This window comes from Bdellovibrionales bacterium, assembly GCA_016714165.1.
In the GTDB taxonomy this organism is placed as follows: Bacteria; Bdellovibrionota; Bdellovibrionia; order Bdellovibrionales; family UBA1609; genus JADJVA01.
Genome location: JADJNU010000002.1, coordinates 531,339 through 556,249 on the forward strand (window position 1 = coordinate 531,339; position 24,911 = coordinate 556,249).

Annotated in this window: 27 protein-coding genes; 5 read left to right on the forward strand and 22 right to left on the reverse strand. The window is 45.0% G+C overall.

Annotated elements, in window-relative coordinates:
• Positions 1-22 precede the first annotated feature (22 nt).
• Positions 23-772, reverse strand: a complete 750-nt coding sequence (gene kdsB, locus IPJ71_13755; GenBank protein MBK7844730.1) for a 3-deoxy-manno-octulosonate cytidylyltransferase — start codon at positions 770-772, stop codon at positions 23-25.
• Positions 769-1,353 carry a ribosome biogenesis GTP-binding protein YsxC gene (ysxC, locus tag IPJ71_13760; GenBank protein MBK7844731.1) on the reverse strand — a complete coding sequence of 195 codons (585 nt, stop codon included), beginning with the start codon at positions 1,351-1,353 and terminating at the stop codon, positions 769-771. The genes kdsB and ysxC overlap by 4 nt, the downstream gene beginning before the upstream one ends.
• A gap of 215 nt (positions 1,354-1,568) precedes the next feature.
• Here ysxC and IPJ71_13765 point away from each other — a divergent pair, with 215 nt between their 5' ends.
• Complete coding sequence (locus IPJ71_13765) at positions 1,569-2,867, forward strand: sigma 54-interacting transcriptional regulator (protein MBK7844732.1); 1,299 nt, start codon at positions 1,569-1,571, stop codon at positions 2,865-2,867.
• Between the two features lie 26 nt (positions 2,868-2,893).
• Here the strand turns inward: IPJ71_13765 and IPJ71_13770 are convergent, their stop codons facing one another.
• Positions 2,894-3,886 (reverse strand): flagellar basal body-associated FliL family protein, encoded by a 993-nt coding sequence (locus IPJ71_13770; protein ID MBK7844733.1) that lies wholly within the window; start codon positions 3,884-3,886, stop codon positions 2,894-2,896.
• 81 nt (positions 3,887-3,967) lie between these two features.
• On the opposite strand from IPJ71_13770, the gene IPJ71_13775 reads away from it, so the two are divergent.
• Positions 3,968-4,621 (forward strand): hypothetical protein, encoded by a 654-nt coding sequence (locus IPJ71_13775; protein ID MBK7844734.1) that lies wholly within the window; start codon positions 3,968-3,970, stop codon positions 4,619-4,621.
• Between the two features lie 18 nt (positions 4,622-4,639).
• On the opposite strand, the gene IPJ71_13780 is transcribed toward IPJ71_13775, so the two are convergent.
• The 12 genes from IPJ71_13780 to IPJ71_13835 form a co-directional block, all read right to left on the reverse strand.
• Positions 4,640-6,013, reverse strand: coding sequence for a hypothetical protein (locus tag IPJ71_13780; protein ID MBK7844735.1), 1,374 nt, complete (start codon positions 6,011-6,013; stop codon positions 4,640-4,642).
• A gap of 212 nt (positions 6,014-6,225) precedes the next feature.
• Positions 6,226-7,230 carry a 5'-3' exonuclease gene (locus IPJ71_13785; GenBank protein ID MBK7844736.1) on the reverse strand — a complete coding sequence of 335 codons (1,005 nt, stop codon included), beginning with the start codon at positions 7,228-7,230 and terminating at the stop codon, positions 6,226-6,228.
• A 1-nt stretch (position 7,231) separates the two neighbouring features.
• On the reverse strand, positions 7,232-7,522 hold the full coding sequence (locus tag IPJ71_13790; GenBank protein ID MBK7844737.1) for a helix-turn-helix transcriptional regulator: 291 nt from the start codon (positions 7,520-7,522) through the stop codon (positions 7,232-7,234).
• A 44-nt stretch (positions 7,523-7,566) separates the two neighbouring features.
• A complete protein-coding gene (locus tag IPJ71_13795) occupies positions 7,567-7,776 on the reverse strand; it encodes a cold shock domain-containing protein (protein ID MBK7844738.1) in 210 nt (69 codons plus the stop codon).
• An 86-nt stretch (positions 7,777-7,862) separates the two neighbouring features.
• Positions 7,863-8,186 (reverse strand): septum formation initiator family protein, encoded by a 324-nt coding sequence (locus IPJ71_13800; protein ID MBK7844739.1) that lies wholly within the window; start codon positions 8,184-8,186, stop codon positions 7,863-7,865.
• A 111-nt stretch (positions 8,187-8,297) separates the two neighbouring features.
• On the reverse strand, positions 8,298-9,569 hold the full coding sequence (gene eno / locus IPJ71_13805; protein MBK7844740.1) for a phosphopyruvate hydratase: 1,272 nt from the start codon (positions 9,567-9,569) through the stop codon (positions 8,298-8,300).
• A 29-nt stretch (positions 9,570-9,598) separates the two neighbouring features.
• Entirely contained in the window at positions 9,599-10,606 is a 1,008-nt protein-coding gene (locus tag IPJ71_13810) for a hypothetical protein (protein ID MBK7844741.1), read from the reverse strand.
• A gap of 215 nt (positions 10,607-10,821) precedes the next feature.
• Positions 10,822-11,934 carry a CpaF family protein gene (locus tag IPJ71_13815; GenBank protein MBK7844742.1) on the reverse strand — a complete coding sequence of 371 codons (1,113 nt, stop codon included), beginning with the start codon at positions 11,932-11,934 and terminating at the stop codon, positions 10,822-10,824.
• Position 11,935: 1 nt separating this feature from the next.
• Positions 11,936-12,325: a cupredoxin domain-containing protein gene (locus IPJ71_13820; protein MBK7844743.1), complete on the reverse strand. Its 390-nt coding sequence runs from the start codon at positions 12,323-12,325 to the stop codon at positions 11,936-11,938.
• Positions 12,326-12,443: 118 nt separating this feature from the next.
• Positions 12,444-12,722 (reverse strand): cytochrome, encoded by a 279-nt coding sequence (locus IPJ71_13825; protein MBK7844744.1) that lies wholly within the window; start codon positions 12,720-12,722, stop codon positions 12,444-12,446.
• A gap of 122 nt (positions 12,723-12,844) precedes the next feature.
• Positions 12,845-14,173: a PhoH family protein gene (locus tag IPJ71_13830; GenBank protein ID MBK7844745.1), complete on the reverse strand. Its 1,329-nt coding sequence runs from the start codon at positions 14,171-14,173 to the stop codon at positions 12,845-12,847.
• Between the two features lie 178 nt (positions 14,174-14,351).
• Positions 14,352-14,924 (reverse strand): PilZ domain-containing protein, encoded by a 573-nt coding sequence (locus IPJ71_13835; protein ID MBK7844746.1) that lies wholly within the window; start codon positions 14,922-14,924, stop codon positions 14,352-14,354.
• 88 nt (positions 14,925-15,012) lie between these two features.
• Here IPJ71_13835 and IPJ71_13840 point away from each other — a divergent pair, with 88 nt between their 5' ends.
• The 3 genes from IPJ71_13840 to IPJ71_13850 all read left to right on the forward strand — a co-directional run bounded on the left by IPJ71_13840 (position 15,013) and on the right by IPJ71_13850 (position 17,701).
• Complete coding sequence (locus tag IPJ71_13840; protein ID MBK7844747.1) at positions 15,013-15,957, forward strand: hypothetical protein; 945 nt, start codon at positions 15,013-15,015, stop codon at positions 15,955-15,957.
• Positions 15,958-16,061: 104 nt separating this feature from the next.
• On the forward strand, positions 16,062-16,637 hold the full coding sequence (locus IPJ71_13845; protein MBK7844748.1) for a hypothetical protein: 576 nt from the start codon (positions 16,062-16,064) through the stop codon (positions 16,635-16,637).
• A gap of 62 nt (positions 16,638-16,699) precedes the next feature.
• Positions 16,700-17,701, forward strand: a complete 1,002-nt coding sequence (locus IPJ71_13850; GenBank protein MBK7844749.1) for an aminopeptidase — start codon at positions 16,700-16,702, stop codon at positions 17,699-17,701.
• 1 nt (position 17,702) lies between these two features.
• Here the strand turns inward: IPJ71_13850 and IPJ71_13855 are convergent, their stop codons facing one another.
• From IPJ71_13855 to IPJ71_13885, 7 genes are all read right to left on the reverse strand, one after another.
• Positions 17,703-18,899 carry a hypothetical protein gene (locus IPJ71_13855; GenBank protein MBK7844750.1) on the reverse strand — a complete coding sequence of 399 codons (1,197 nt, stop codon included), beginning with the start codon at positions 18,897-18,899 and terminating at the stop codon, positions 17,703-17,705.
• A gap of 143 nt (positions 18,900-19,042) precedes the next feature.
• Positions 19,043-19,978 (reverse strand): GGDEF domain-containing protein, encoded by a 936-nt coding sequence (locus IPJ71_13860; GenBank protein MBK7844751.1) that lies wholly within the window; start codon positions 19,976-19,978, stop codon positions 19,043-19,045.
• 30 nt (positions 19,979-20,008) lie between these two features.
• On the reverse strand, positions 20,009-21,253 hold the full coding sequence (locus IPJ71_13865) for a hypothetical protein (GenBank protein MBK7844752.1): 1,245 nt from the start codon (positions 21,251-21,253) through the stop codon (positions 20,009-20,011).
• Positions 21,254-22,336, reverse strand: coding sequence for a metallophosphoesterase (locus IPJ71_13870; GenBank protein MBK7844753.1), 1,083 nt, complete (start codon positions 22,334-22,336; stop codon positions 21,254-21,256). It abuts the gene before it with no gap.
• Complete coding sequence (locus IPJ71_13875) at positions 22,336-22,668, reverse strand: GGDEF domain-containing protein (GenBank protein MBK7844754.1); 333 nt, start codon at positions 22,666-22,668, stop codon at positions 22,336-22,338. Before IPJ71_13875 ends, IPJ71_13870 begins: the two co-directional genes overlap by 1 nt.
• A 24-nt stretch (positions 22,669-22,692) precedes the next feature.
• Entirely contained in the window at positions 22,693-23,727 is a 1,035-nt protein-coding gene (locus IPJ71_13880) for a diguanylate cyclase (protein ID MBK7844755.1), read from the reverse strand.
• A 3-nt stretch (positions 23,728-23,730) separates the two neighbouring features.
• Positions 23,731-24,822 (reverse strand): hypothetical protein, encoded by a 1,092-nt coding sequence (locus IPJ71_13885; GenBank protein MBK7844756.1) that lies wholly within the window; start codon positions 24,820-24,822, stop codon positions 23,731-23,733.
• Between the last annotated feature and the right edge of the window lie 89 nt (positions 24,823-24,911).

The window sequence follows — 24,911 nt, forward strand, 5'->3', positions numbered from 1 at the left end:
GTTCCTGTTTAAATTGGATTTTTTAGCTCCTGCCATTTCCTCGCCTTTTTTGGATCATTGCCTCAATCTTCGCCACATCCTCAGGGGTGTCAACACCCCAAGAATCCTCTTCAACTTGTACCATACGGATCCGTGCTCCTAAAAACAAAGCACGCAATTGCTCTAAGCCCTCCGCCAATTCAAGATCGGCGGGTCCGTGCTCACAAAAAACCTTCAGAAAACTCTTCCGATAGGCATAAAGACCTATATGTTTGTAACATACTTGAGGAAGTTGCTTTGCGTCAATTCGTGAATAAGGGATCGGAAATCGGCTAAAATAAATGGCCTCATGACGTTGGTTTACAATCAACTTTGCAGCGGACATTGATTCGAGATCTCCCGGTTTTAATGCACGTCCCAAAGTCGCCATTTCAAGGCGAACATCCTCTTCGAAAGGAGCTACCAGGGAATCCAGAAGCCCACCCGTCAGAAGCGGCTCGTCTCCTTGTATATTCACAGCCACTTCACACTCCATATCTTTCAAAGCTGCCCAGACACGGTCACTTCCCGATGGAAGGCCTGGCTCCGTCATAATGGCACGAACTCCGCAACTCTCTGCCAATTGAAAAATCTCAGAGTGATCTGTTGCAACATATATCTCTGATAAGCGTTTCGCCGTTCGTGCCCCCTCGATTACCCATTGCAGCAAGGGTTTCCCGGCAATCGGCACCAATGGCTTCCCAGGAAATCGACTAGAACCATAACGAGCTGGAATTACTCCGATAATTTTCATTTGAGCGAACTCCAGTTGCGAATCCATCTCTCGAAAATTGCCTCTTCCACCCCGGCAATTCCGGTTTTCTTGAGGCTAGACACCATAAATACACTTTCCTTGCCAACAATCTCAGCCACTGGGCCCATCTGCCTCAACTTCTCTTCTCTGCCAAGCTTGTCCTCTTTTGTCATAATTACCAGGAGAGGCAAATTCGCTCCCAAGGCATATTCACGAAGTAATTCTTCGTCCTCCGTCCATTTTCGCCTTGCATCCATGATCAAGAGAAGGCCTGTCAAACAGGATCGCTCCATCATATAAACCTCGACCATTTTTCGCCAACTCTTGATTTCGTTACGGCTCCGCGAGGCAAAACCATATCCAGGCATATCGACGTATCTATAGTGCTCGCCTGCCGAATAAAAATTCAGCAAGCGAGTCTTTCCTGGGGAGGCCGATACTTTTGCAATTTTTTTATTGGCCAAGGCATTGATAAACGAGGACTTGCCCGAATTGGACCGCCCAAGAAGGGCCACCTCAGGCAGATCAGGCGAAGGATAGTCTTTGGGTTGAACTCCACTCATCAGAAAATCGATTTTCATGTGCGCCAAGCTAAGCTTTTTCCAAGATCATGACAAGGATCAATGAGTATCCAGTCCAAATCCTGCGACGCAAATCCGAGAATCTGGACTCTCTCCTCGAATTGAGGCGAAAAGGGGCAAAATTACCTCGGCACCAGAATTGTAATTACTTTCAATCTAACGACGGTCCGCCATTATATTAAACCCCTTTTGCGAGGTATTGCATGGACACCCAAATGACTCAATCTATTTCCCGCCCGAAAGTTCCCCAAGCCTTCCTCTCTCACCTTGAAGGCCCAACTCACGAAGTTCACGAGCTCAGCGAGTTTTTGACGATTGGCCGAGACGACAACAACCAGTTTCAAGTCAACGATCCCTCCGTTTCATCCCGTCATGCACGGATCGAGTGGCGCAACGGTATTTATGTGTTAAAAGATTTGCGTAGCCGCCACGGAACTGTGGTCAACGGAGCACAGATATTGGAAGCTCCTCTTTCCCACAATGATAGAATCCGCATTGGAAATTCTGAGCTTATTTTTCGCACTGAAAGGGACAAGCGCCCCTTGTCTTTATTGTTAACGAGCAAGAATACCTCTTGGAATAGTAAATTACGATCGCTTCCAAACTTCAGCAGATCGGACCTTGCCATTCTCATCGGCGGCCCCTCTGGGACAGGCAAAGAAATTCTCGCTCAAATGATCCATCGCTACTCAGCCCGTCGCGAGGGCCCATTTGTCAGTGTCAATTGCAGCGCTATGAGCGAGTCCCTGGCCGAAAGTGAGCTCTTTGGGCATGCAAAAGGGAGTTTTACAGATGCAACTCATGATCGCAAAGGAGCCTTTGAATCGGCCCGTGCGGGAACTCTATTTCTTGACGAAATCGGCGACCTGCCATTGAGCCTCCAACCAAAACTTCTCAGATGCCTCGAAAACCGAGAGATCCGGCCAGTCGGCGCAGATCGCACGATTACAACTGACGTCAGAATTGTTGCCGCCACCCATCACAACTTAAAGGAAAGAGTGGTTCAGGGGGAGTTTCGCGCAGATCTCTATTTTCGCCTAAATATTTTAAACATAAAAGCACCCGCATTGAGAAATCGAATGGAAGATTTTGAAAACCTTCTCCATCACTTTGCCCGAGAATACAAAGTGGCTTTCTCGACCGAGGCGATTGACAGGCTAAAGGAACATCGTTGGCCAGGAAATATCCGAGAACTCAAAAACGTGGTAGCCAGAGCAAAAACCCTCTGCCGAGATAGGGTCATGGCCTCTGACGTAGAAAACTTGATTGATATCCTTCCCGAAAACTTTGGCGTTTCTCTATCAAAGATATCTCCCATCGGACCTGAACCTCTGTCAGGAAATGTAATTAAAGATTTGGAAAGAGCTCTCATAGAGAGAAGGCTCCAAATAAATAATGGAAATCAGCGAAAAACCGCCGCTGATTTGGGTCTGCCCAAAAGCACTCTTCATGACCGGATAAGAACCTACCAAATAGACCTTCGCTCTCTCACATCAGACGGTCCCGACAATTAACCACTGCGAAGAATTGGAGGCAGAAGCTAAGGTTTCGTGATCATCATTTCAATATCTATTTCAAGGGCCCGGCCTTGGCTCAAAACTCGATTGATCTCGTTCCTCACAAGGGATTTAATTGTTGTTTTGCCACCAGGACCGTTGGCCTCTTCGTAGGTGAGTTCTTCGAGGGCTCTTTGCATGCTATCTAACAATTCAATCTGCCGATCCTTAACTTCGACAGCTGTTTCCTGTGAGTCAACACGCACATAAAACTTAAATGCCCCCATGGGATTTTGATGTTCTGATGTTTTTCGAAAATTCAGTACGATCTTTTCCAGCAATACAGTAAAAAAGGGCTGTGGAAACGCATCTGCGAGTAAAATCTCCTTTTTACTGTCGTAAACCTGCACCTTGTTTGAGATCAAACCAAGCTCTCTTGTGTAATCCAAAAAGAGAGAGGGCAGCCACCTCCCCTTCATGTTTTTTGCTACCATCGAGCTAAATCCAACAAAAAATACCAAGGCAGATCCATAGAGTATTTTCTCCTTCCAGGTCTTTGCCCAAAACCTGCGATTGAGTTCAAGACAGAAGGCAATAGCCGCCTTTATTTGAGCTAATAAATACCTCAGTCTGTCAGGAAGTCCATGACGACAAAAACTCCAAAACCCAAATAAAACAGAGAGGAATTCATTCCGCAATTTCAAGATGAAAGTTCTAGATTTTGTTGGAATTCCTTTTATAGGTACAAGACTTTTGGCGATGGCCGTTTGCACCTGTGGATATCTATCCAAAAAACTCTTCTTTTTCTCCTTTTGCTCATCGTCCTCACTCAGTGCTTTTTCGTCCAGGTCCAAAGAACTTATCTCAGCGTCGGTCTTTAGCTCCTCTGGAACAATATCTGCCAAAGACATACTAAACGCTGGATCAGATTCCTCTAAAAATTTATCGATATCCTCAAGAGAAATTGAGCCCACCTGGGCTTCAGAAATTCCTTTTTCACTGCTTTTTTCAAAATTCGTGGTTTTTAAGTCCGCCATTTCAACATTATGACAAAATTTAGCCGATCCTTGGACTTAAAAATTCTTGTTTCATACCGATATCGACTCAGGAGGTCCCAGATGCTGCAAAGCTACGTTCTTTCAGTTCCACTCTTAATGCTTGGACTTTCGTCCTGCTCCCTTCTACAGCGCCATCCTGACAGCGGCTATCTGGGGGCAGAATTTCAAGAATCCAATTCTGCGGTCGATTTCTATCAAAGCCGAAGAATGCGCCAGGAACAACTCGCCTTCGAGGAACTAGGTATAAATCCCTCTCAAACATTAAATGAACAGGACCAAGCAAACATCGAACAAAGACTGCGGCTCAAACGCATGGAATCTGCAATTCCAACAAAACTTCAAAAGCAACAGTATTACCGCTATCAGGCATTTCTAAAAAGTGATCAAGACCGCATCCTATTTCTGCAGATCCCGACCATCGAAGCTCGTGAGCGATGGGTTCAAAGCCTCGGGATTTCCGACACCGACAACGGAGGTTACTCTGATGAAATGGCAAAACTTATTGAGAGCAATGATATTGTGATAGGAATGAGCCAAAAAGCAGTAACAGAATCCTGGGGAGACCCCGAGATTGTTGAAGTTGCAGGGAACCCCATCTATCGAAACGAGTGTTGGAAGTATTCAAAGTATATCTCCTCGGAGGATGGCTATCGACGTGAAATGAGGCTCATCTACTTCGAAGGAGGACGTGTTGTCGGATGGGAAACGATGTAGACAAAAAGGCCGATGGCATTAAGAATGAGCTTCTTCCCAGTTTCTACCCCAAGCCAAGTTAACTTTTAGGGGAATATCTAGTTTAGCCACATTCTCCATTACCTTTTTTATTTCAGCAGACTGACTCTCAACAACCTTTTCCTCGCACTCAAAGAGGAGTTCGTCGTGTACCTGCAAAATCATTGGAGACTCGATTTCCTGGTAAAGTTGAATCATTGCCATTTTTACCAGATCACTGGCCGCGCCTTGAATCGGAGCATTAATGGCGGCTCTCTCTCCGAAGGCTCTGACCGCTGGACGAGAGGATTTGAGTTCCTGAATGTATCTGCGACGCCCGAAAATTGTTTCGACAAATCCATTGATCTTTGCCTTTTCGACTGTCTCCGTCATGTACTCCTTCACTTTTTTAAAACGTTCAAAATATTTTTTTATAATTTCAGCAGACTCGCCACGTGAAATCCCCAAAGTCTGGGCCAATCCAAAAACCCCTTGTCCATAAGCAATTCCAAAGTTCACAGCTTTTGCTTTTCGTCTGAACTCAGATGTCACATCTTTGAGAGGAAGATTAAAAATTTCAGAAGCTGTCGCAGAATGGATATCAAGATCTTCCTTGAATGCTCGAACAAGACCCTCATCGCCCGTGACATGAGCAAGAATACGGAGTTCGATTTGACTGTAGTCGGCCGAAATAAATAATTTTCCTTTTTCGGCGACAAACGCTTTGCGAACCATTCTCCCTCTCTCAGTGCGGATCGGAATATTCTGGAGATTTGGATTTACGCTTGAAAGCCTTCCCGTAGATGTGGCTGCCTGTCGATAGTGGGTATGCAACCTGCCCGTTTCCTTACTGATCAGCTGAGGGAGTGCGTCGACATAAGTCGATTTTAACTTTGCCAATTCGCGATACTTAAGAACCAAACCGCAAATTGGAAACTCAACAGCTAATTTCTCTATCACATCGCTTGCGGTTGAATATCCAGATTTTGTCTTTTTCCCCGCCGGAATTTTCATTTTCTCAAAAAGAATCTCGCCGAGTTGCTTTGGGCTCGCTATGTTAAAAGATTGACCAGCAGCCCTGTGAATTTCAATTTGCAACAGGGACAGATCCTGAGCGAGGAGTTTGCCCTGTTCATTTAGCTCCGCAACATCTATACCTATTCCTTGTCTCTCCATATGATAAAGAACAGGAACAAGAGGGATCTCTAGATGCTCATAAATCCCTTTTCCTCCCATCTCATCGAGCTTTTCAAGAAGAATAAATTTAATTTCTGAATGACAGCTCATTATTTGACCTGCAGAAGCCAAGTCAGGGACATTTTTTTCGCAATATCTCTGATAGATCTGGTTGAAATCATCAACACTTCCCGGATCAAGAACATAGGCGGCGAGCATAGCATCCCATACCACCAGGGGATCACTGATCTGCAAGGATCGAAAAACCTCTTTGAGATCAAAACCTTTCCATTTCAGAAATTTACCACTTAGCACTCTTCCGATCTCTCTATCCTCACCCTCTGCGTATCCGACCCGACCTTTATATCCAAATAAAAAACCACGATCGGTCCTGAGCCCCCAAAGTTTCGAATAAGGTTCAATCGAAGACTTCAGCTCCTCAATGGTCCAATTTCTTTCAATCCATTTCTGTGATTTGCTTTTTCCTTCGGCAGTCGATCGATTCTCAGATTTTTTATCAGGTGAACTTTTTTGATCTGAGCGCTGGCCTCCTCTTTTGGAAACCCAGCTTGAATATCATTTTTGCTCTCGCCGAGAAGACTTTTTTCAAATGATTTGAATCCCATTTCCAATAGAAAATCCCGAAGCCGGTCTTTATCAATGGGTTTAAGACGAAAATCATCCCACTTAAAATCAAGATCAATATCTTGAACAATGGTCACCAGCTTTTGGGAAAGCAGTGCCATATCTTTGTTTTCTATCAAACGAGCTTTCTGAGCCTTAGCAGAAATTTTGTCGATATTTTGATAGATTCCATCTAAAGTTCGGAATTCATTTAATAAATGAATGGCGCCCTTAGGCCCTATCCCCCTGACTCCAGGAATATTATCACTGGAATCTCCAACTAAAGCCAAGTAGTCAATCATTTGTTCGGGAGCCACTCCCCATTTTCCAACAACTCCATGACTATCATATTTTACATTTTTCATCGTGTCGTAAAGCACAGTGAAAGGAGAGACTAACTGCGCAAAGTCCTTGTCTCCACTCACTATGATTACCTCTAAGTTGTTCGCTCTTCCCTTTTTCGCGAGGGTACCGATCACATCATCAGCTTCGTAGCCCGGACAATCTAGTGCGGCTATTCCCAAAATTTCTGGCAACTTCTTAAGGTAAGGAACTTGGGGCACGAGCTCTTCGGGCATTTCCTTGCGATTGGCTTTGTACTCGGAGTAGAGGCCCTGCCGAAAGGATGGCTCTATCCGATCATAACAAAAAACCATGTAGTCAGGCTTATTCTCTCTCAACAATTTTACTGTCATCGACAGCAACCCATACAAGGCATTTGTCGGCGTGCCCTTGGGGCTCGAGAGCGGAGGAATAGCATAAAAGGCCCGAAAAAACATCGAGCTGACGTCAACGAGAAATAGTCTTTTCATTTTACTGGACCTTGTCTGTCAGCCTATAGATCTCTTCGCGATTTATCTGCTGTAGTCCATTCTCTCTGATTAAATTTTCAGCCACGTTTCTTTGCTTGACCCATTCGGCGTTGGCTTCAGCAAAAGAAAGCAAGGTTTTCAATGGAGAAAAATATCGAGGATCTGGCAATGCTTCGCCCAATTCCCAACTCAAAATTGTCCTCTGGGAGCAATCTAAACGGCGCGCCATATTCGCCGTGCACCAACCAAGCCTCAGGCGTAACTGCCTGACTTTTAGACCATCCCACTCCATTCAAATCCCCCTCTAATATGCTATTCAATCAAAATCGAGAATTTTCATCTTCTCAAAGGCCGAATATTCGTTGCTTCCGGCCCCCTTGATGTTTCCAAAAGATCGTAATCTACATCTAACCCAACGATTGAGTCGTCAACTCTACCACCATCACCCCATGAGGTGTAATGAAAATATATAGGCGTTCCATCGTGATGCTGGATATATCCATAACCTTGGTGGGAAAAAAAACACTTCACCCGACCTAAAGACATAAGAAAGCCTCCTTTAAAAAAGTAACTTTTTTATTTGGTACTCCGGACGATTTGGATAGTGCATAAAAAATGTTGAACTCGACATTTTAATGAGTGTCATTCGTGCTTGCCGATTCATCTTCATCATCAGAAAAAACAAAAACCAGATCACCTTGCCCAACTAGGTCAAAACGATCACGAGCTTCTCTCTCAATAAACAAGGGATCCGAGGCATGACGCAGTTTCTCATCAAGCTCTAGAGAACGACCTTCAAGAACGGAGGTCTGATTTTGGATTTTGTAGAAATCATTATGTAACTCCCACAGACGAATCAAACTTCCGTCGGCAAACAGATTGAAAAATGCAAGAGCGGCACAAAACCACAAGACCCGAAGAGGGTGATTCAACTGCTCTTGTATCCACTGAAACATACGGGTTATACCCATCACCTTTATCATACCTTAAAAAAGGAAGGATAAAAGTCCAGGTATTGAGGAGTTCCGCTGAAATTCAATGAAACTCCTCCCCACGCGAAGGCCAAACTAAGCATGAAAAGCCTGAGATCCCCAGTACTTAGCCTTTGAACCCAGATCTTCCTCTATTCGCAAAAGCTGATTGTATTTCGCTGTCCGCTCGCCTCTGCAAAGAGATCCCGTCTTGATCTGCTCCGTTTCCAAGCCCACAGCCAAGTCAGCAATTGTTGCATCTTCAGTCTCACCGCTGCGATGTGACATGACTGTCCGATAAGAAGCCTGTTGGGCCATCTTAACGGCTTTGATTGTTTCTGAGAGCGTTCCAATTTGATTCACCTTCACCAAGAGGGCATTCGCAGCTCCGCGGCTAATTCCCTCCTGGAGGCGTTTTGGGTTGGTCACAAACAAATCATCACCAACCAACTGAATCTTATCACCCACTGATTTCGTAAATTGGATCCATCCCTCCCAGTCATCTTCAGAAAACCCATCTTCAATTGAAACAAGCGGATATTCTTTCATCCAAGACTTATAGATATCAGCCAATTCCACAGAGGATATCGACCGACCTTCCCAAGAATATTTACCATTGTTATACATTTCAGTTGCTGCAACATCGAGAGCGAGGAAAACCTCTTGACCGGGTTTATAACCGGCCTTCTCTATGGCTTTCATAATGAGTTGAAGAGCATCTTGATTTCGCGATAATTTGGGGGCAAAACCGCCCTCATCTCCGACTGCCGTCGTCATTCCTTTTTCATTTATGATTTTCTTTAAAGAATGAAATATTTCACAACCCGCTCGAAGCGATTCAGAAAAAGACTCACCCACAACGGGTACGATCATGAATTCCTGAACGTCTACGCCATTGTTCGCATGGGCTCCGCCATTTACAACATTCATGAGAGGCACAGGAAGCTTCGTTGCACCGGCACCCCCCAAATAACGATAAAAAGCCAAATTTTCGGCTAATGCAGCAGCTTTAGCGGCGGCAACAGAAACGCCAAGAATTGCGTTGGCACCGATTTTTGATTTGTTCTCGGTTCCGTCAATATTTAGGAGCAATTTATCGAAATCCTCTACACTAACGAACTTCTCACCAACAAGTTTCTTGGACAAAATATTATTGATGTTCTCAACGGCAATTCTAACTCCTTTGCCAAAATGTCTTTTCGGATCTTTGTCGCGGAGCTCATGGGCCTCGTAGGCTCCAGTCGAAGCGCCTGATGGAACTGCGAATCGTCCCATATGTCCAGAATCGAATGTCACTTCCACTTCAACAGTCGGGGTACCGCGGCTGTCCAATATTTCTCTACCATGAATGTTCTTAACTTTTGCCACTAATGCTCTCCTTTAATGTTGCTTCTCATTTAAAGATTTAACTGTCGATTCATATTGCCACGATTGGGCCAATCGGAAGAGTTAGCAGTCCCTTGCTCCGAAGGCATTTGGATGGCCGCTCCCCGCAGCTCCGTCTGCAATCCAACCAAACTTGCCACCATGTCTTTGATGAGCTGAGGAAACGTCGAACGTAAGTAATCCCAATCGACTCGCTTCATCGCTTCATGGACCTGGGGGTCCTTTCGCCCTTGACCCACAAGTATGGTTACAAGTTGTTGCGCTCGAACCATATAATCATCAAGGCGCCTCAATTGAGACTTTAATAGATCAAGACGCCCATCGAAATTTCGAGATTCCGAAAACTCGCGAACCCCTTGCTGGCTATTTTCAGCCAAGCAAACCAAGTTCTCAAGCTGCGTCCGATACTTTTCAATTTGAAAGTCTTTAAGAACCAGTTCCCTCTTGCGCTCTTCAAGTTCCCGTTGAGCCAATTCCAATGATTGTCGCATTGTCTTAACAAGTTCTGGTTTAAAGTTCGCGTCGCTGTCTTCGTCTTCAAAAAAACTCTGTTGAGCGTCAGACCACCCAATTGATATTTGGTGACCACGCCAACGCACCATCGCCCGCTGTTTTCCAACATAGGAAGGCAAAGCCTCAAGGGCCGCTCGCAAGTACTCCGACGTCAACGGGTATTCTTCAGCCACCCAAGGCATTTCAAATCTTATTGATTCGCTCTCTCGATGAACCTGTGCAAGATCAGGTGCCGGCGATACAAAATAGGACAAGAAACGATGGGGCTGCTGATAAACATCCTGGGCATTGGGCATCATTCGCAAAACGCTATCCAATACGCCCCAAGACCAAAGCTCATGGCAGTTGTGTCCAACGCTTTCCATCAGATTCCAATCACCCATCCTATCGCCATACTCCCGACTTACGGCGCCTAAAAATTGCTCCACTTTTTGAGACTCAAGCCAGCAGGACGGATCACGCAGAAATTCCTCGGGAAGATCTGTAAGATCATATAGACCTTCCATTCCCGCTCCCTGGCGGCTCACATGAGCTAGAACCGAATTGGTAATCTTTCCGCTAAAATGCACATCCTCGTTGTAACGACTATGAAGGTCGAAAACAAATGATATTCCCTTGTTTTTTCACTCTGTTGTAGAGACTTGATAGAATTGATACGTAGCACCAGAAGCGTCGCGCTAAATTGATGGGCGATAACTTTTAGCCTTATTTCGTCAGTTATTCAGGATGCCTTGGCTCCAAATTTACTCCGCGAAAAGGGAATTTGATTGTCCTCAATCTCAGACATAAAGGATGGAATCTCCCCGGTGGGTTGCAACTGGCCTATGAGTTTTCCATCTGGTCCCTTCGTCAAACGACTCAGATTTAGCAACGGCACAACATCATAGGAACCATCGGAGGTAAATCCTCTGACCTCCGCTATGCTCCCTAACCGCCGGGAGCCATCAGAATACCGAGAAACTTGTACTATCAAATCTATGGCAGAAGCAATTTGGTAGCGCAGAGCTTTTTCACTAAGACCTTTGTCTCCGCCTTGGGCAAGAGCCTCCAAGCGCACAATTGCATCACTTGGGGAATTCGCGTGCACGGTTCCCAAACAACCTTTGTGCCCGGTGTTCATGGCTTGCACGAGCTCAAGGGCCTCTGACCCACGCACTTCACCAACAATAATACGATCGGGCCGTAGGCGCAAACTGCTCTTAAGTAAATCACGAATCGTCACTTCGCCACGACCCTGTTCATCCGCCAGCCTCGTTTCAAAAAAGACAACATGCTCGTATTCAACCCTCAACTCACTGGCGTCTTCAATAACAATAATCCTCTGTCCTTTGGGTATCCGATTGCACAAAACACCAAGCAGCGTTGTCTTTCCCGATCCCGTACCTCCGCTGACCAAAATATTTTTTCCCAATTTCATGCACACATCAAGAAATTGGGCCGCATCAACAGTCATAGCTCCTATGTTCACATAGTCCTTAAATGACATTTGCTTAGTAGAAAATTTTCGAATTGCAACAGTCGTTCCCTTCCTCGAACAGGGCGGAATCACCGCATGGATCCGATAGCCGTTGGGCAACCGAGCATCGAGCCGGGGTTCCTCGTCGCTGATTCGCCTTCCCACGCTTTGAGCAATATTGTTGACCGCCGCTCGCAAGGCGTCCTCGTTCTTGAAATTGAGATTTGTTTTTTGAATTTTTCCAGCAACTTCGACCCAGATCTCATTGTGACCATTAATCATCACTTCAGTGACTCTCTCGTCCTCCAGCAGAGGCACAACAGGTCCTAGAAAATTTCGAATGGCCTGCTCAAAAACACTGCCGTCCCCATTTGCCATATCATTCCTCTGAGGCGGGACGCCGAATCCCCGCCTCAGCGGAGACTGCATGCACGACCACTCTCCCTTGAGCAGAGGTCTCGGGACAGACAAATGAATAGATACCTTCCTTTTTGGGACTCATTACAAATGACCTCATTTTTCCAAAATACGTGGCATGGTGCTCACTAAACGAATCCATCACAAAACTGACGTTTTTTTCTTTTTCATTCACATTCACAACATGAACTTTGTAACTTTCTCCTTCTCGAACTCTCACCGTATTCGGAACAAATCCAGCTTCAGTATTCAAGATAACGATTTCTTGAACGCCGTCTCTGTTCTGAGCAGAAATCAAGTGATCAAAGATTGTCGTATCTTGAGCTCTGCCCTCCGGGGCTGATTCCTTCATCTCACCTTTTCGTTGCTCCTTAAATCTTTTTGAAAAATCAACTGCCCACTCGCCATGAACCTCGCCACTCAAGCCTAAAATGACGAACAGAACGCCAGCCACCAACTTGAGAATTATATTAATGTAAAATTTCACGCGCGTGAAAATCGGCATACTCACGAGCTACCTCCATGGCCAAGTATTTGAGAGCTGACTCATTTAATTTTTTCAATTCATCCATGAGAGTTTTCTTATCATCCTGATAGAGATTTGCGGCACCGATCGCCTTGTGATAGTGATCAAGGTGGTGCGGCATCTGCTCAAGAGCTTGCCCCCAGTCCATTTGCAAAACTGGATCAATGATTCCAAGCTCATAGAGCGCATCAAAAACTTGTTGTAGATTGCCCTGTAAATACATAGACGTCCTTTATGCAAAGGTTCTCTACGCATCTCTTCGGCATTTTTAGGCAGTTGAATGAGGCCCCACGACCAACCTCAGTGTCAACCTCCTCGATGTTGACGTTGTGAGTCGATCTGTTTCTATAGAATATTGGCAGCAAGCTCAGCTAGTTCGGATCTCTCGCCCTTGGTCAGGGTGACATGGGCCGAAATGTGCTGACCCTTGAATCGCTCCACCGCATAAGTCAGACCGCTGTTAGCAGAGTCCACATAAGGATTATCAATCTGATAACAGTCGCCTGTCAGAACGACTTTTGTCTTCTGCCCAGCTCGAGTGATAATGGTCTTGATTTCATGCGGAGTGAGGTTTTGCGCCTCATCAACAATAAGGTACTGGTTGGGAATACTGCGGCCTCTGATATACGTCAAAGGTTCGATATTCAACATACCCTGATTGATCAATTCTTGCGCTCGACCCGCTGCCTTCTTATCTGCTCCTAAAAGGAACTCCACGTTGTCAAATATAGGCTGCATCCAGGGATTTAGTTTTTGCTCCACATCCCCCGGAAGATACCCGATATCTCGACCCATCGGAAAGATCGGTCGGCTCACCAACAGCCTTTGGAAATATCCATCATCAAGGGTTTTATGAAGACCTGCCGCAATCGCCATCAGAGTTTTTCCGGTTCCAGCCTTACCTACAAGAGAAACAAACAAGAGCTCGTCATTCAGAAGTGCGTCCAAAGCAAAACTCTGTTCTACATTTCGAGGGTGAATACCCCAAATGCTCTCGGTGGGACAAATGAGTGAAACAATTCTACCCTGAAGGCCGCTAAATCTGCCAATAGCACTGTGATTTGGATTCGAAGAATCCTTCATTACCACATATTGATTCGAATGGAGCCTCTGGGTTCCTTCATAAACAACTGACTTCTCTCGATAAAAACGATCTATGATCAGAGGGTCTACCTCCAATTCCTTGACCCCGGTGTACATCTCCTCAAATGAGGTCTCGTCTGGATCATAGTCCTTGGCATTGATACCAAAAACATCTGCCTTGATGCGAAGATTGATATCCTTTGTGACCAATTCGACCTGACCAATCGGAAACTTTCGTTGCAAGCTCAGAGCCGTTGCCAAAATACGATTGTCAGCCTTCATACCGTCAAGCTCTGGCGGCATGCCCTCAAGGCTCATATCAGTGCTCACATAAACGTAACTTTTGCTATTTTCTAGCAAGACTCCACTGGCCAAAGGTCCTTGGCTTCTTAAAACATCGATAAATCGAGAAAAATGGCGGGCATTGCGGCCATTCTCTCCTAAATCTCTTTTGAATCGGTCAACTTCTTCAATAACGGAAAACGGAATGAAGATATCCGAATCTTTGAATTTTGTGATCGCCAGAGCATCAAACAAAATCACATTGGTATCGAGAACAATCTTACGACTTGCACGCCCCTCAATTGCCATGAAATACCTCCCAAGTTGACCAACTGCCATTCGTTCAGCAACCAGATCCGCGGCTGTGCTTCCATTCGATCTTATTTAACTATATAAGTATATGAAAAAATAAAGGAAAATGGTCATCCGAAAGAGCAGAAGAAAACTTCCTTCACTCAGAAAATATCGACTAATTCGATGTCTATGTCTATTCCTTTAGATTGGAGACCATGACATCTCCCCCGTCTCTCTCCAAGCTGGCCGAAACGGTTTCTATGAACTTGACAAAATGACCCAAGGCAACGTCATTGACAGACCCCTTTACAAAATCAGCTCCATGGCGAAAAACTCCTTCTGGGCCTTCCTGACGCTGATTTCTCACTTTGATTACAAACGGAAAATAAGTGTATTGGTTGAGGTAGACCCGCATGGCAATTTCTTCGCCCTTGGCAAATTTTCCGAGGTCCATTTCCACATCAAATGACATCCCATTCTCGGAAATATCATAAAGAGAAACCTTCATGAGGCCCATTTGAGGCAACACAGCGAACGCGCCAATAAACTCGGTCAATATCGTGCGCTTTACGGTGCGACGCTCCTTCTGGATCTGCTCGATTCGCCGCACAGTCATATCCACGATAGGGGCCTGTTCTTGGATGAGAATTTGGCTCTCAGCTTGGTTTATTTCGTCGCTGACTGGGGGCTCATCCCTCTTTTTAGACTTTTTTCTAGTCTGACGCCTTTTCGCTAAATCTATGACATTACTCGCTTTAGGTCTCATGTAACCCCCACTCTCTCCTTATCGGCAGAAATTGTCTCAACTTTAAGCGGACTCTTCGATATATTGTTCTCATCAATGGAGTCCTGTATTGAGAAAACACCAATCCTTTCAAGCGATTGTTTTATCTTTCGGGATCCTCCTTAGCCTTTTTATTCATATTGGTGTTTATTTCGGAGCCCTCCATTTGCCCACTCCTATCAGATTTTTGCCAAGTCTCCCTATCGAAGTCGTGTACAGTCGTCCGGCCTCTTCTTCCAAAAGACAGTCTTTCGTAACTGATCCTGATTTGGGTGTTCTCGAAAAAGAGATTACCGAGAGGTCCCGCCTTCTCTCAAAATTCACTCGCCGAGTGAAAGAGGAATCGGTTGCTCGCTTGAATGGCCCTTCGCACAATCGTCCGCCCGGGCGCCCGTTTGCCCGCAATTCCCCTCAAGAATCCAAACAAATAAAAACCTCAAAAATTCAAAAGACCCATTTAAAAAACTGGAAGGATCTGAAGCCTCAGGGAGATTTGTTCATTCACAAAGACTCAAAACCGCTTGATCTGCCTCCGAGGTCAGCCGAGGGGGGCATTTCTTCATCAAGAACCTTGGCGTTCGGAGGTTCCACAAACGGAGAATACATTCCCAATGTTAGAGAAGGAGAATTTACCTCCTTGAACACAGATCAATTTCTTTACTACACCTTCTTTGCTCGGGTAAACGAACAAGTGCGCACTCGCTGGGTGAACGCAATGGCCGAATATTCCTCCTCCCTGAGCAACAATGAATTAGGTAAACTCGCTCTTACCCCACGAATTACGGTCGTCGAAGTCCTTCTTCAGTCTGACGGGTATCTCAAGGATATTTTGATAAATAAGGAATCTGGAAGCAGAGGCCTGGATCAAACTGCTATTTTGGCCTTCTCCAAATCAGCTCCTTTTTTAAATCCACCCACTGATATGATTAAGGAAGATGGTCTCATTCATCTCATTTATTCCTTTCGAGTCGATTGGCAACCCCGATATTTTGTGAAACAGAGCGAAGAGCGATGATTCCCACTTTCAAGGGAATTTATTGCCTAGACATTGCACTTGAATGGAGCGAGAGCGCGCGGATCTGGACCCCTGTATCACTTTCCATTTGGTAAAATACCACCATGAGGATTTCCCAAGCACAGCTTTATTTTTTTCTTCTTCTCTTCATCACTTCTTGTTTTTCGGCTAAAGCGGGAGTTATCGAGATGGGCACTTCAGCAACCTTCAGAAGGTCCACGATAGACGAGAATAACTTCCAGGAAAGCACCAGCTATACAGGTACCGTCAGCTATTATTTCTGGGAAATGTCAGCGCTTGAATTGAGCTATACCGAGGGATCTTCTCTTCTGAGCGTAAAACCTGTTGATGACACAAAGGTGATTACAAGATCCACCTTCCGGCTCATCGGACTGGATCTGGTGATAACCCTTGCCTCCCAGCAATCAAGCCTCCAACCCTATATTAAGATTGGAGGAGCCCGAATTTCGAAAAAAATAGTGCGGCAACCAGAGGGCCTTGATGCCTCAGAAATTGAATCTCCAACAGGAGTGGTCCCCAGCGCCGGTCTCGGACTCAAAATAATTCTCGGCAAGGCCTTCTCAATAAAAATTGGATTGGACGCCTGGACCAGTCCGCTTTCTGAAAGCACGCCCTCCATTGACTACGCCGGCCGAGCCGGAGTCTCTTGGATGTTTTGATGTGGCTTTCTCTTCGATTTGTTTGTCTGACCTCGCTCGTGTTTCAATTGAGTAGCTGCCAGATCACGTACTATATGAAAAGTGCCTATAACCAGGCCAAAATACTCAATGCCCGGGTGAGCATTGATAAGGCATTGGAAAATCAAACCCTTAACGAAAACACCAAACATAAATTGAGATTGGCACTCGACGCACGCCAATTTTCCGAACAAAATTTGGGCCTCAAAGCAACTCAAAACTACACGACCTTCGCAGACATCGGGAGACCCTATGTGTCTTGGATTGTTCACGCCTCTCCCGCCTTCGAACTCAAGCACCATCTCTGGAAATTTCCGATCGTCGGAAGCCTCCCCTACAAGGGCTTTTTTTCAGAAGAGGAAGCAAAACAAGAAGCCCAGATTTTCTCGGATCAAAACTTTGACACTTATGTTCGAGGTGTCACAGCTTATTCAACCCTCGGATGGTTTGAAGACCCAATCCTCAACACAATGATGAATTACTCTGATCATGATTTGGTAAATTTGATCATACACGAAACCGTTCACACAACTCTCTACATAAAGAGTCAAGCCGAATTTAACGAACAATTGGCAAGCTTTATTGGCAATATCGGCACTGAGCTCTTTTATCGCGCGAAAGAAGGCAGCAACTCTCAAACTCTGGAATTGATTTCCAGGCAATCTCACGACGAAAAAATCTTCTCAGATTTTATAAGTCAAGAAATCGACGAACTTACCAAATGGTATCAAACTCAACAGTCCTCCCTGAACACAGATGCAAAGAAGATTCGTCTGGAACAAATCAACGAGCGATTCAAATCCAATATTTTGCCAAAAATGAAAACTGCACATTTTCGATTTTTTAGCCAGCAGGAATTAAATAACGCCAAGCTGCTCGCCCTTAAAACCTACGTTTATGATTTATCAGTCTTTGAACGAGTATTTGATAAACTGAATCGCAATTTTTCCGATTTTCTCAAGCTATGCAAGTCATTGGAAAAGGAGCGAGATCCAAAATCAAAAATCGAAGAATTCGGAACGACCAAAAATCAACCTGACAATTGATTCAGAATTCCAAGCTATCATCAAAATAATTGCTTCCGCGGCCCTGATTTCCCATACCAAGATCCATCATTTCATAGGCAGGAACTTGCGGAAAGGGCTCATTCGCGGAAGGCCTTTGAGGAAGACTTCCCTCCTCTTGCAATTTTAGGATGATCGCCTGATTATCTGGAGAGATCATCCCAAAGGCTCTGGAAAAATCAAAATAGGCTAACATTGCTTTCACACTATCTTGATCAGCAAAATCACTTTGATACCAAGACATCAAATTTGAAAGGACTTGGCGAAATTCCATATCAGCTGTGAGATAAAGAGAAAGAACAGATGTCGCCACGATATCTTCGAGCTGAGACCGCAGATCAACGAAGTGACGAAGCTCCGATGCCCATAAAGAAGCAAACAGAAGTCTTTCTCTGAAAGACTTTGAGGTTTTCCCCAGGAGTTCTCTGGGAGCCTGGTCCGTGATAACCTGGTAAGATTTTTTTTCAGCAGCTTCAATTCGCCTTTTTAAGAAATTCTCTTCGAAAGATTCCCGAAAAGATTCCAATTTATCCTGGCCACGGCCCATTGCAAAACCGATGAGGTCTATAGCAAGTGGATTTCGGCCCAATTCAAGGCTCAAACCATGAAGCTGAATTTGCGTTAGATAGATCTCCATCAATGTCAGACTCAATTCGGCAATCGAGATGTCTCGGGAAGAGATCTTAATCTGCGGAATGAACCTGATTCCCTCACCCAATTGTGATCCCTTGAGAATTCTTATTCGAATGTATTGACTCAGCTTTAACAACATCTCTGTCGAGCCTGGAAATACTCCATTGGTTTGTCGAAAATGGAGCATGATTTTTGAAGCAGATATGTCGGCCCTTTCAAGATACTTCTTATTGTTGCGCATAAATGCCCCCATACTTTGATGAGAATAAATTCTCATCAAAGATCGAGTCATCTTTTCCAAAAAAATACCTTTGTGACGAAGGGATCTTGTCAATTGTGCCACAGTTCCCATCGGTTGAGTGGGAGCCTCCTCAGCAGAATGCAACTTCAAAGCAGCCCGACAAGAGCCCGTCCCTTCTCTTTGTACTGGAATAGAATCTTGTAAGATTTTCTCGTTTGCCAACATTCGATTGAAAGAAAATGTAACGAAAATGACAGTTATCAAGCGCAGGGAATAATAGGGAACGTACTGATTGTTGAAGGCCATTGAAAGTCCTATGAGGCAGGGTTACATGAAGCTGGATAAATTTCTGCAACACTAGTGCCAAAGATTGAAAGGACGAAGTGGGAAAATGGATTTAGCTTGAGCTCGCCCTCAAAGACGAGAGAAAGCTGACTGAGTGGATCTCTTTAAGAACCTACATGGACGCGATTTCGACCCGCCCTTTTTGACACATAGAGAGCCTTATCTGCACGTTCAAAGACATCAGCCCACGTCTTGTCCTGAGGAGTTCTGGTTGCAACCCCTGCCGATATTGTAATTGGAATTTTGCGCCCCTCAAAAAGGAATTCATGAATTTCGATTGTGTGTCTAATCCTCTCACCAATTTCGTGAGCCTGATTAAGTCCGCTACCCAACAGAATCAGGCAAAACTCCTCACCCCCTGCGCGAGCAAAGAAGTCACCTTCCCTGATGAGCTTGTCACGAATGACCCGAGAGATTTCCACCAAAACATAATCACCCGCTGGATGACCAAAAGTATCGTTGACTGACTTAAAATGATCGATATCAAAAGTTACAATGCTAAAAGGGACTCCAAGCAAATCCGAGCGGCGAAACGAATCCATGGCACGAGAATTCAATCCACCACGATTGGCGATGCCTGTAAGGGCATCAGTATGGGCCTTTTCATAGGTCATGCCCGTCGCGACAGTTTCTATGTTTCCTCTCTCCAGAAATTTAAAAATCACGTTCCCCGTTTTTATTTGATCATTGCTCACCAGCTTGTGGGGAACCAATGGCGTCAAGACACGACCATTTATTACTGTTTTATTCGTAGAATCTAAATCAATGATCGAAACGTCCCCGCTAGACAGAATAAGCTTGCAGTGCGACTTGCTCACACTGCGATCATCCACAGAAACATGAGCCGTAGCTGCACGACCCAGAATGCGGTCGGTATCCTCTATGGGCCACTGTCTCCCAACAGCACTGGCCGGCCCCACAAGAAGTATCAGGGATGGCGGCGCCTGGCCCGCCTGGGCCAGACGAACCTTAAACGTCTCGCTCTGAACCACGCTGGTTTTGTCGAGAGGCGCTTCTTCATCATCTTTACCACGACCCATAGACTTCCAATTCAAAAAAACTACTATTTTCTATTCGCCAACTTTTCTCATCAAAAGCTCTTTGGTCAACTTTTTTCCCAACTCGACACCGGGCTGATCAAAAGCATTAATGCCCATGATCTCACCCACTCCACCAACTACTAACTCCATGAGAAAAAATAGGGCGCCTATTGTTTTCGGTGAAAGTTCAGAGAGGCTTAAGGATATGATAGGAATCCCATTGTGAATCAAAGCCGACTGCGTTGCGTCGGCCTGCGCCAAGACCAATTCATTCATATTTCTGCCAACTCGCAGCTCACTGTTCCCAAAAAGACTCTTCTTCAGGCGAGGTCCTTCCTGTTCTGATTTTCTATTTTTTAGAATCCAAACCCACCTTGGTTGGGGACATTCCATGACTTGCTGAAGAGTCGAGTGCTGATCACGAGGCCCAAGACTTGGCACAGGAACAGCGACCATATCTGCTTGTTTGCCATCTCTACGCACGGACTTCCCAAGAGATTCAGCCCACAGCTGCTGGAACCAGCCGCCAAAAACCTCACATCCTTGAAAATAGGGCCAAAAATAAAGCGCTTGATCTTTACGCTTAATGCTCTCAGCAGCAGCGACAACCAAATCTTCCACCAAACCTGTTGCCTGTTTCGTCCATTGCATACCGGTTCGAATATCTTCTAAAGAACATCCCATTAAGGCCGCAGGCAGCAAACCCACTGGAGAGAGCACAGAAAACCGACCCCCAACGTCCTCTGGAATCTCGAGAATCGGAATCTGATGAGATCTCGCCCAATCAGAGAGGCTATTGGATCTTACCTCTGAAACAACCGTGCACTGGGAGCTCAATTCACTCCCGTGGTCCTTTAAAAAAATATCAATGAAATCCGCCATCGCCAAGGTTTCCAAGGTCGTTCCTGACTTCGATATAAGAAAAAAGTGGACCTCCCTCGGATTTTTTAGCTCTTTTAAGGTTCGAAAAAAGACCGTGCTATCCAGATTATCCAAAAAAATCATCTGATCTAACTCGCCCCTATCTTTCCCGAAACAATCCCAAAAAACCTTTGGACCCAAGCTACTTCCGCCCATTCCCAGCAACACAACACGACGGACTCCCTCCTGTTTGAGTTGAGAGGCTCTTTCTTGGGATTGGCTCCAGAGTCTAGATCTCTCTGCCAAATGGAGAAATCCCAACTCACTCCTTTGCCAAAGATTGTCAATGGCTGCCTTTGATTGCTCACGAAATGCCGACGTTAATTCTGGATAAGTTTTTTCTAGTTTAATCATTTATGAAACCGCCACATCTTCTTCAATTCTGTGATACCCATGCCACTCCTTGAGACGTCCCCGCGGACGCCCTCCGTCATCGGGATAATCAAGTAAAACATAGGTGAGTTTAGTTATCATTCCCAGAGATGAAATATCAAGAGAGGTGATCTCTGTCCATGTTCCTGTATTAAAGTATTCCATTTCGGCGCCCCACTGGCGATACTGGTAAACATGAGTATGTCCAAAAATAACAGTATGCACTCTTTCATCTAAAAGAATGCGGCGGGCAGATTCACTCAGATCTGGAAAAATTGTTCGTTCAAAAACCACTTGCAAAATTCGTTTGATGGGAATGCTACGACGGGGGTCCTTTGAGAACAGAGCCTTCACAAAATAAAAAACAAGTCCAATCCCCGCCTTTATTGTAAACCAGGTCTCGTTTAGCAGAGCCCAACGCATCATTCGATTTACGGGACGAATTTTGTCCACATGCGGATACTGCTGTTTAATTTTCAATACAAATTCAACAAAAAAATGAGATCCAAAGGGTAGATTCAAAACTGGTTCAGGTAAATTTCTTCTTAAAAAGAATTTTCGCGGATTCAAACGATTGGCGGCCTCATGCATATGACCATGCTCGATATGCACCCCATCGACAAAGTAGACAATATTTTTAAACCTAATGGTCGTCCCCAAGGTCTCGTTCAGGTGGGCGCGCACTCCGGGCCACAGAATGCATTGGTCATGATTCCCCACCACATAAGTCACGACGTTACCCTCTTTTTTGACAAAATCTTTGATTGCTTGAAAAAATTGGGGGTGCCCCTCAATAATGCGTTTCGTTTTATCCAAAGAGACTGACTCAGTGATAACTGTGAGGAAATGTCCTCTAAAATCAACCTGAAGAAAGTTGAAAATGTCGCCATTCAAAACAAGTTCAACTTCATATTCTGAGTATTTTCCGGTCGTATAGAAATGCAAAAATTCCACAAACTTCTCATCATAGAGGAACTCTTCGAGAGGGTTTGTTTGCCCTGTCTCCAAAACCCTGCCCAGACCAAGGTGGAGATCGCTTACAATCAATTTTATTCGCTTTTTCATTAGCTCGCCAAATACACTAAATTGCGACTTATATTCTTACCTGAGTACATAGCCTGGTCAGCTATTTTGAGTACTTCTTCTTTTGTCAAACCATGCTGAGGATAGGCGGCAACCCCAATGCTCACTGTCACGGAGACACTTTGACCGTCGACAACAAATATCTTGTTTGCAATGTCGTGACGAATTCGCTCCGCCACCGACTTTCCAGCCTTCGCTCCCGTTCCCGTTAAAATTATCACGAACTCATCACCGCCATAGCGAAAACCATAATCGCAGGACCTAATGTTCTCAAAAAGCATTTGTCCCAGCTGCTGAATAATCTTCGAACCAATCCAATTACCGCGAGTATCATTAACTCATTTAAAATACTCCACGTCTAGAAAAAGAACTGTAAATTCTCCCTCCGTCCTCTTGCAGCGGTTTATCTCGTTATCAATTACCAAGGATAGAAATTTCTGGTTATACAGTGGAGTTAGAATGTCTTTAAACCCTTGTGACTCAGCCTCCCAGCAACGCAAACCCAAGACAAGCAAAGGCATGATATATCGCATCGATGCGATAATTTGGCTCGCAAGAAAGTCAATATGGTCTGCTTCGATTTCCTCAAGAAGGAGATGTCCGACGACATGGTCTCCGTCTTCTCCTCTCAATTCAATAAGGGCATGATGTTTTCCCAAAGCCTGCCATTTTAAAAATGATTCATTTTCTTTGACGCCGGAATTTCCCCACGGAATTTCCCTCAGTATACGGTGAACTCGACTCAAGTCCCCCTCGTGATAAGACCGCAAGAGTGGATTCGTCATGAACCGATGTGTCAACTCTAACTTGTATGAACTTTCATCAAGAGCAAAGAGACGAAGCATTTCAGAATGAGTGATCCAATGCACATTGCGGGCTGGAATCAAAGGTCCAAAATGACCAAGCATTCGATCGATTATGTGATTTATCTCTAATCTATCAAACATGGCCAAAGGATCCATTTGAACGGTGTGACGCAGTCTTTTTTCTTGTTCATTCAAGAGCCGACGGAGGGCTCCTAAATTCAAGAGATTTTTTAGAACTTGCCGTTTTCGGCCCTTCGATTCTCGTTCAAACAAATAGAGACGCAGTTCGCCCTCTCCAATTTCGGATCGACCCCGATCTTTTGCAGAAAGTGCAAAAGCGGCGGGTAAACTTGGATATTTCTCCAAGGTAGCGAGTGTCACATTCCAAAATGAAGTCCCTGACTTCCCGTCAAAAAATATGCCGTCAATGTGTTCCCGCTCTATGATGGACTCCAGCTTCGCTGGATCATCGCAGCGAATAACAGAGTAGCCTTCCTTTGCGAGAAAGCTCAGCCAAGGAGCCTTTTGTGAACGCCTGTGCGATAAATATAGCCAAGTCAGTGCCATGCCCTATTTCACTTTCTTTACGGAACCCTCATCGGCCCCTTCAAGCATAGTCAATGCAATGCGCAGTGCTTTAACTGTGCGTTTCACCATTTCCTGTTTTTCTCCCAACTGTTTATTCAACTCCCCGCTTTTATGGCGATAATTATCTAGCTCCATATTTAGCTGATCGGTCTGTCGCTTCAGCTCAAGAACAAATTCATCTTTGGTGCGAACGACAGCAGAACTTTCCATTTTCACAAGTTCCAATCGATTTTCCAACTCACGCTCTCGCACCCGCACCTTCTGCATTGTTGAATTGAGCCTTAGTTCTAATTCTTCGATCTGTGTTTTTAGTTTTTCAATGTCTTTGTCGCGTGAGACCAAAGAGCTTTTAAGAATATCCTTCTCGTCTTGGAGCGAGGAAATATCGAGGTCATATTTTGCCTCCATCGCCTCGGATTTTGCCAAAAGTTCATCGGCCTTTTTTCGAATCATCTCCCCGGCCGTAATAAGATTAGCATTTTCATTGCGCATTTTGTCCATGATCTGTTCCAATTCCAAAATTCTTTGCTGAGCAATCCTGAGGTTCTCACTCTGTGCCAGCGAAGCGCTGGACGGATTAATGGCACCACCCGTGCGTCCAGCAGCAAACTTTCCTATAGACTGCCGCACAGGATCAGACGGTATGGATTGCACTTTTTCTGAGGTGGCCTTGGGCGCTGATCGTTCAGCCAAAATAAAGGTACTCGAAGACGTGTTTCCCTCTTTGCCAATCGGGATACTTGGGACCTCAGGCTGAGCAACTATTTTTGATTCATTCAACTGCCAGGTTTTATCTAGAACACTTGTAGAAGTTCCCTCTTTTCCTTTCGCAGCCCCCGACTTGAATGAGCCAACTTTAGAATCTAAGGACAAACTGCTGGCATTGCTATCAATATCAAGTTCCACCACATCGCCTTCCCGATTTGTAACAGGAGGACGTGGCTGTGATTTTTTGAGCTTATTCTGATCAATGGATTCCGTCTTTGACGAAGATGAAAGTGGTCTCTTCCCATCTTCGAAGAGATCATCCAAGATCATGCTCTCCGCAATGTCTTTTCCTTTTTTTGCCTTCATTCACATAACTTATCGGAAAATCAGGCAAATCGATAAAGATGAAACCCCCAAAAAAGCGCACTGAACACCCACAAAAGACGGATGAAAGA

Bases quoted from the DNA above. Each gene is read 5' to 3' on its own strand.
- IPJ71_13765 (MBK7844732.1), top strand. From the start codon at position 1,569: ATGACTCAATCTATTTCCCGCCCGAAAGTTCCCCAAGCCTTCCTCTCT.
- IPJ71_13885 (MBK7844756.1), bottom strand. From the start codon at position 24,822: ATGAAGGCAAAAAAAGGAAAAGACATTGCGGAGAGCATGATCTTGGAT.
- IPJ71_13810 (MBK7844741.1), bottom strand. From the start codon at position 10,606: ATGGAAGGTCTATATGATCTTACAGATCTTCCCGAGGAATTTCTGCGT.
- IPJ71_13820 (MBK7844743.1), bottom strand. From the start codon at position 12,325: ATGAAGGAATCAGCCCCGGAGGGCAGAGCTCAAGATACGACAATCTTT.
- IPJ71_13770 (MBK7844733.1), bottom strand. From the start codon at position 3,886: ATGGCGGACTTAAAAACCACGAATTTTGAAAAAAGCAGTGAAAAAGGA.
- IPJ71_13835 (MBK7844746.1), bottom strand. From the start codon at position 14,924: ATGAGACCTAAAGCGAGTAATGTCATAGATTTAGCGAAAAGGCGTCAG.
- kdsB (MBK7844730.1), bottom strand. From the start codon at position 772: ATGAAAATTATCGGAGTAATTCCAGCTCGTTATGGTTCTAGTCGATTT.
- IPJ71_13800 (MBK7844739.1), bottom strand. From the start codon at position 8,186: ATGTTTCAGTGGATACAAGAGCAGTTGAATCACCCTCTTCGGGTCTTG.
- IPJ71_13780 (MBK7844735.1), bottom strand. From the start codon at position 6,013: ATGCTCGCCGCCTATGTTCTTGATCCGGGAAGTGTTGATGATTTCAAC.
- IPJ71_13825 (MBK7844744.1), bottom strand. From the start codon at position 12,722: ATGTATTTACAGGGCAATCTACAACAAGTTTTTGATGCGCTCTATGAG.
- IPJ71_13775 (MBK7844734.1), top strand. From the start codon at position 3,968: ATGCTGCAAAGCTACGTTCTTTCAGTTCCACTCTTAATGCTTGGACTT.
- IPJ71_13845 (MBK7844748.1), top strand. From the start codon at position 16,062: ATGAGGATTTCCCAAGCACAGCTTTATTTTTTTCTTCTTCTCTTCATC.
- IPJ71_13855 (MBK7844750.1), bottom strand. From the start codon at position 18,899: ATGGCCTTCAACAATCAGTACGTTCCCTATTATTCCCTGCGCTTGATA.
- ysxC (MBK7844731.1), bottom strand. From the start codon at position 1,353: ATGAAAATCGATTTTCTGATGAGTGGAGTTCAACCCAAAGACTATCCT.
- IPJ71_13785 (MBK7844736.1), bottom strand. From the start codon at position 7,230: ATGAAAAGACTATTTCTCGTTGACGTCAGCTCGATGTTTTTTCGGGCC.
- IPJ71_13830 (MBK7844745.1), bottom strand. From the start codon at position 14,173: ATGGCAATTGAGGGGCGTGCAAGTCGTAAGATTGTTCTCGATACCAAT.
- IPJ71_13790 (MBK7844737.1), bottom strand. From the start codon at position 7,522: ATGGAGTGGGATGGTCTAAAAGTCAGGCAGTTACGCCTGAGGCTTGGT.
- IPJ71_13795 (MBK7844738.1), bottom strand. From the start codon at position 7,776: ATGTCTTTAGGTCGGGTGAAGTGTTTTTTTTCCCACCAAGGTTATGGA.
- IPJ71_13870 (MBK7844753.1), bottom strand. From the start codon at position 22,336: ATGAAAAAGCGAATAAAATTGATTGTAAGCGATCTCCACCTTGGTCTG.
- IPJ71_13880 (MBK7844755.1), bottom strand. From the start codon at position 23,727: ATGGCACTGACTTGGCTATATTTATCGCACAGGCGTTCACAAAAGGCT.
- IPJ71_13815 (MBK7844742.1), bottom strand. From the start codon at position 11,934: ATGGCAAATGGGGACGGCAGTGTTTTTGAGCAGGCCATTCGAAATTTT.
- IPJ71_13860 (MBK7844751.1), bottom strand. From the start codon at position 19,978: ATGGGTCGTGGTAAAGATGATGAAGAAGCGCCTCTCGACAAAACCAGC.
- IPJ71_13865 (MBK7844752.1), bottom strand. From the start codon at position 21,253: ATGATTAAACTAGAAAAAACTTATCCAGAATTAACGTCGGCATTTCGT.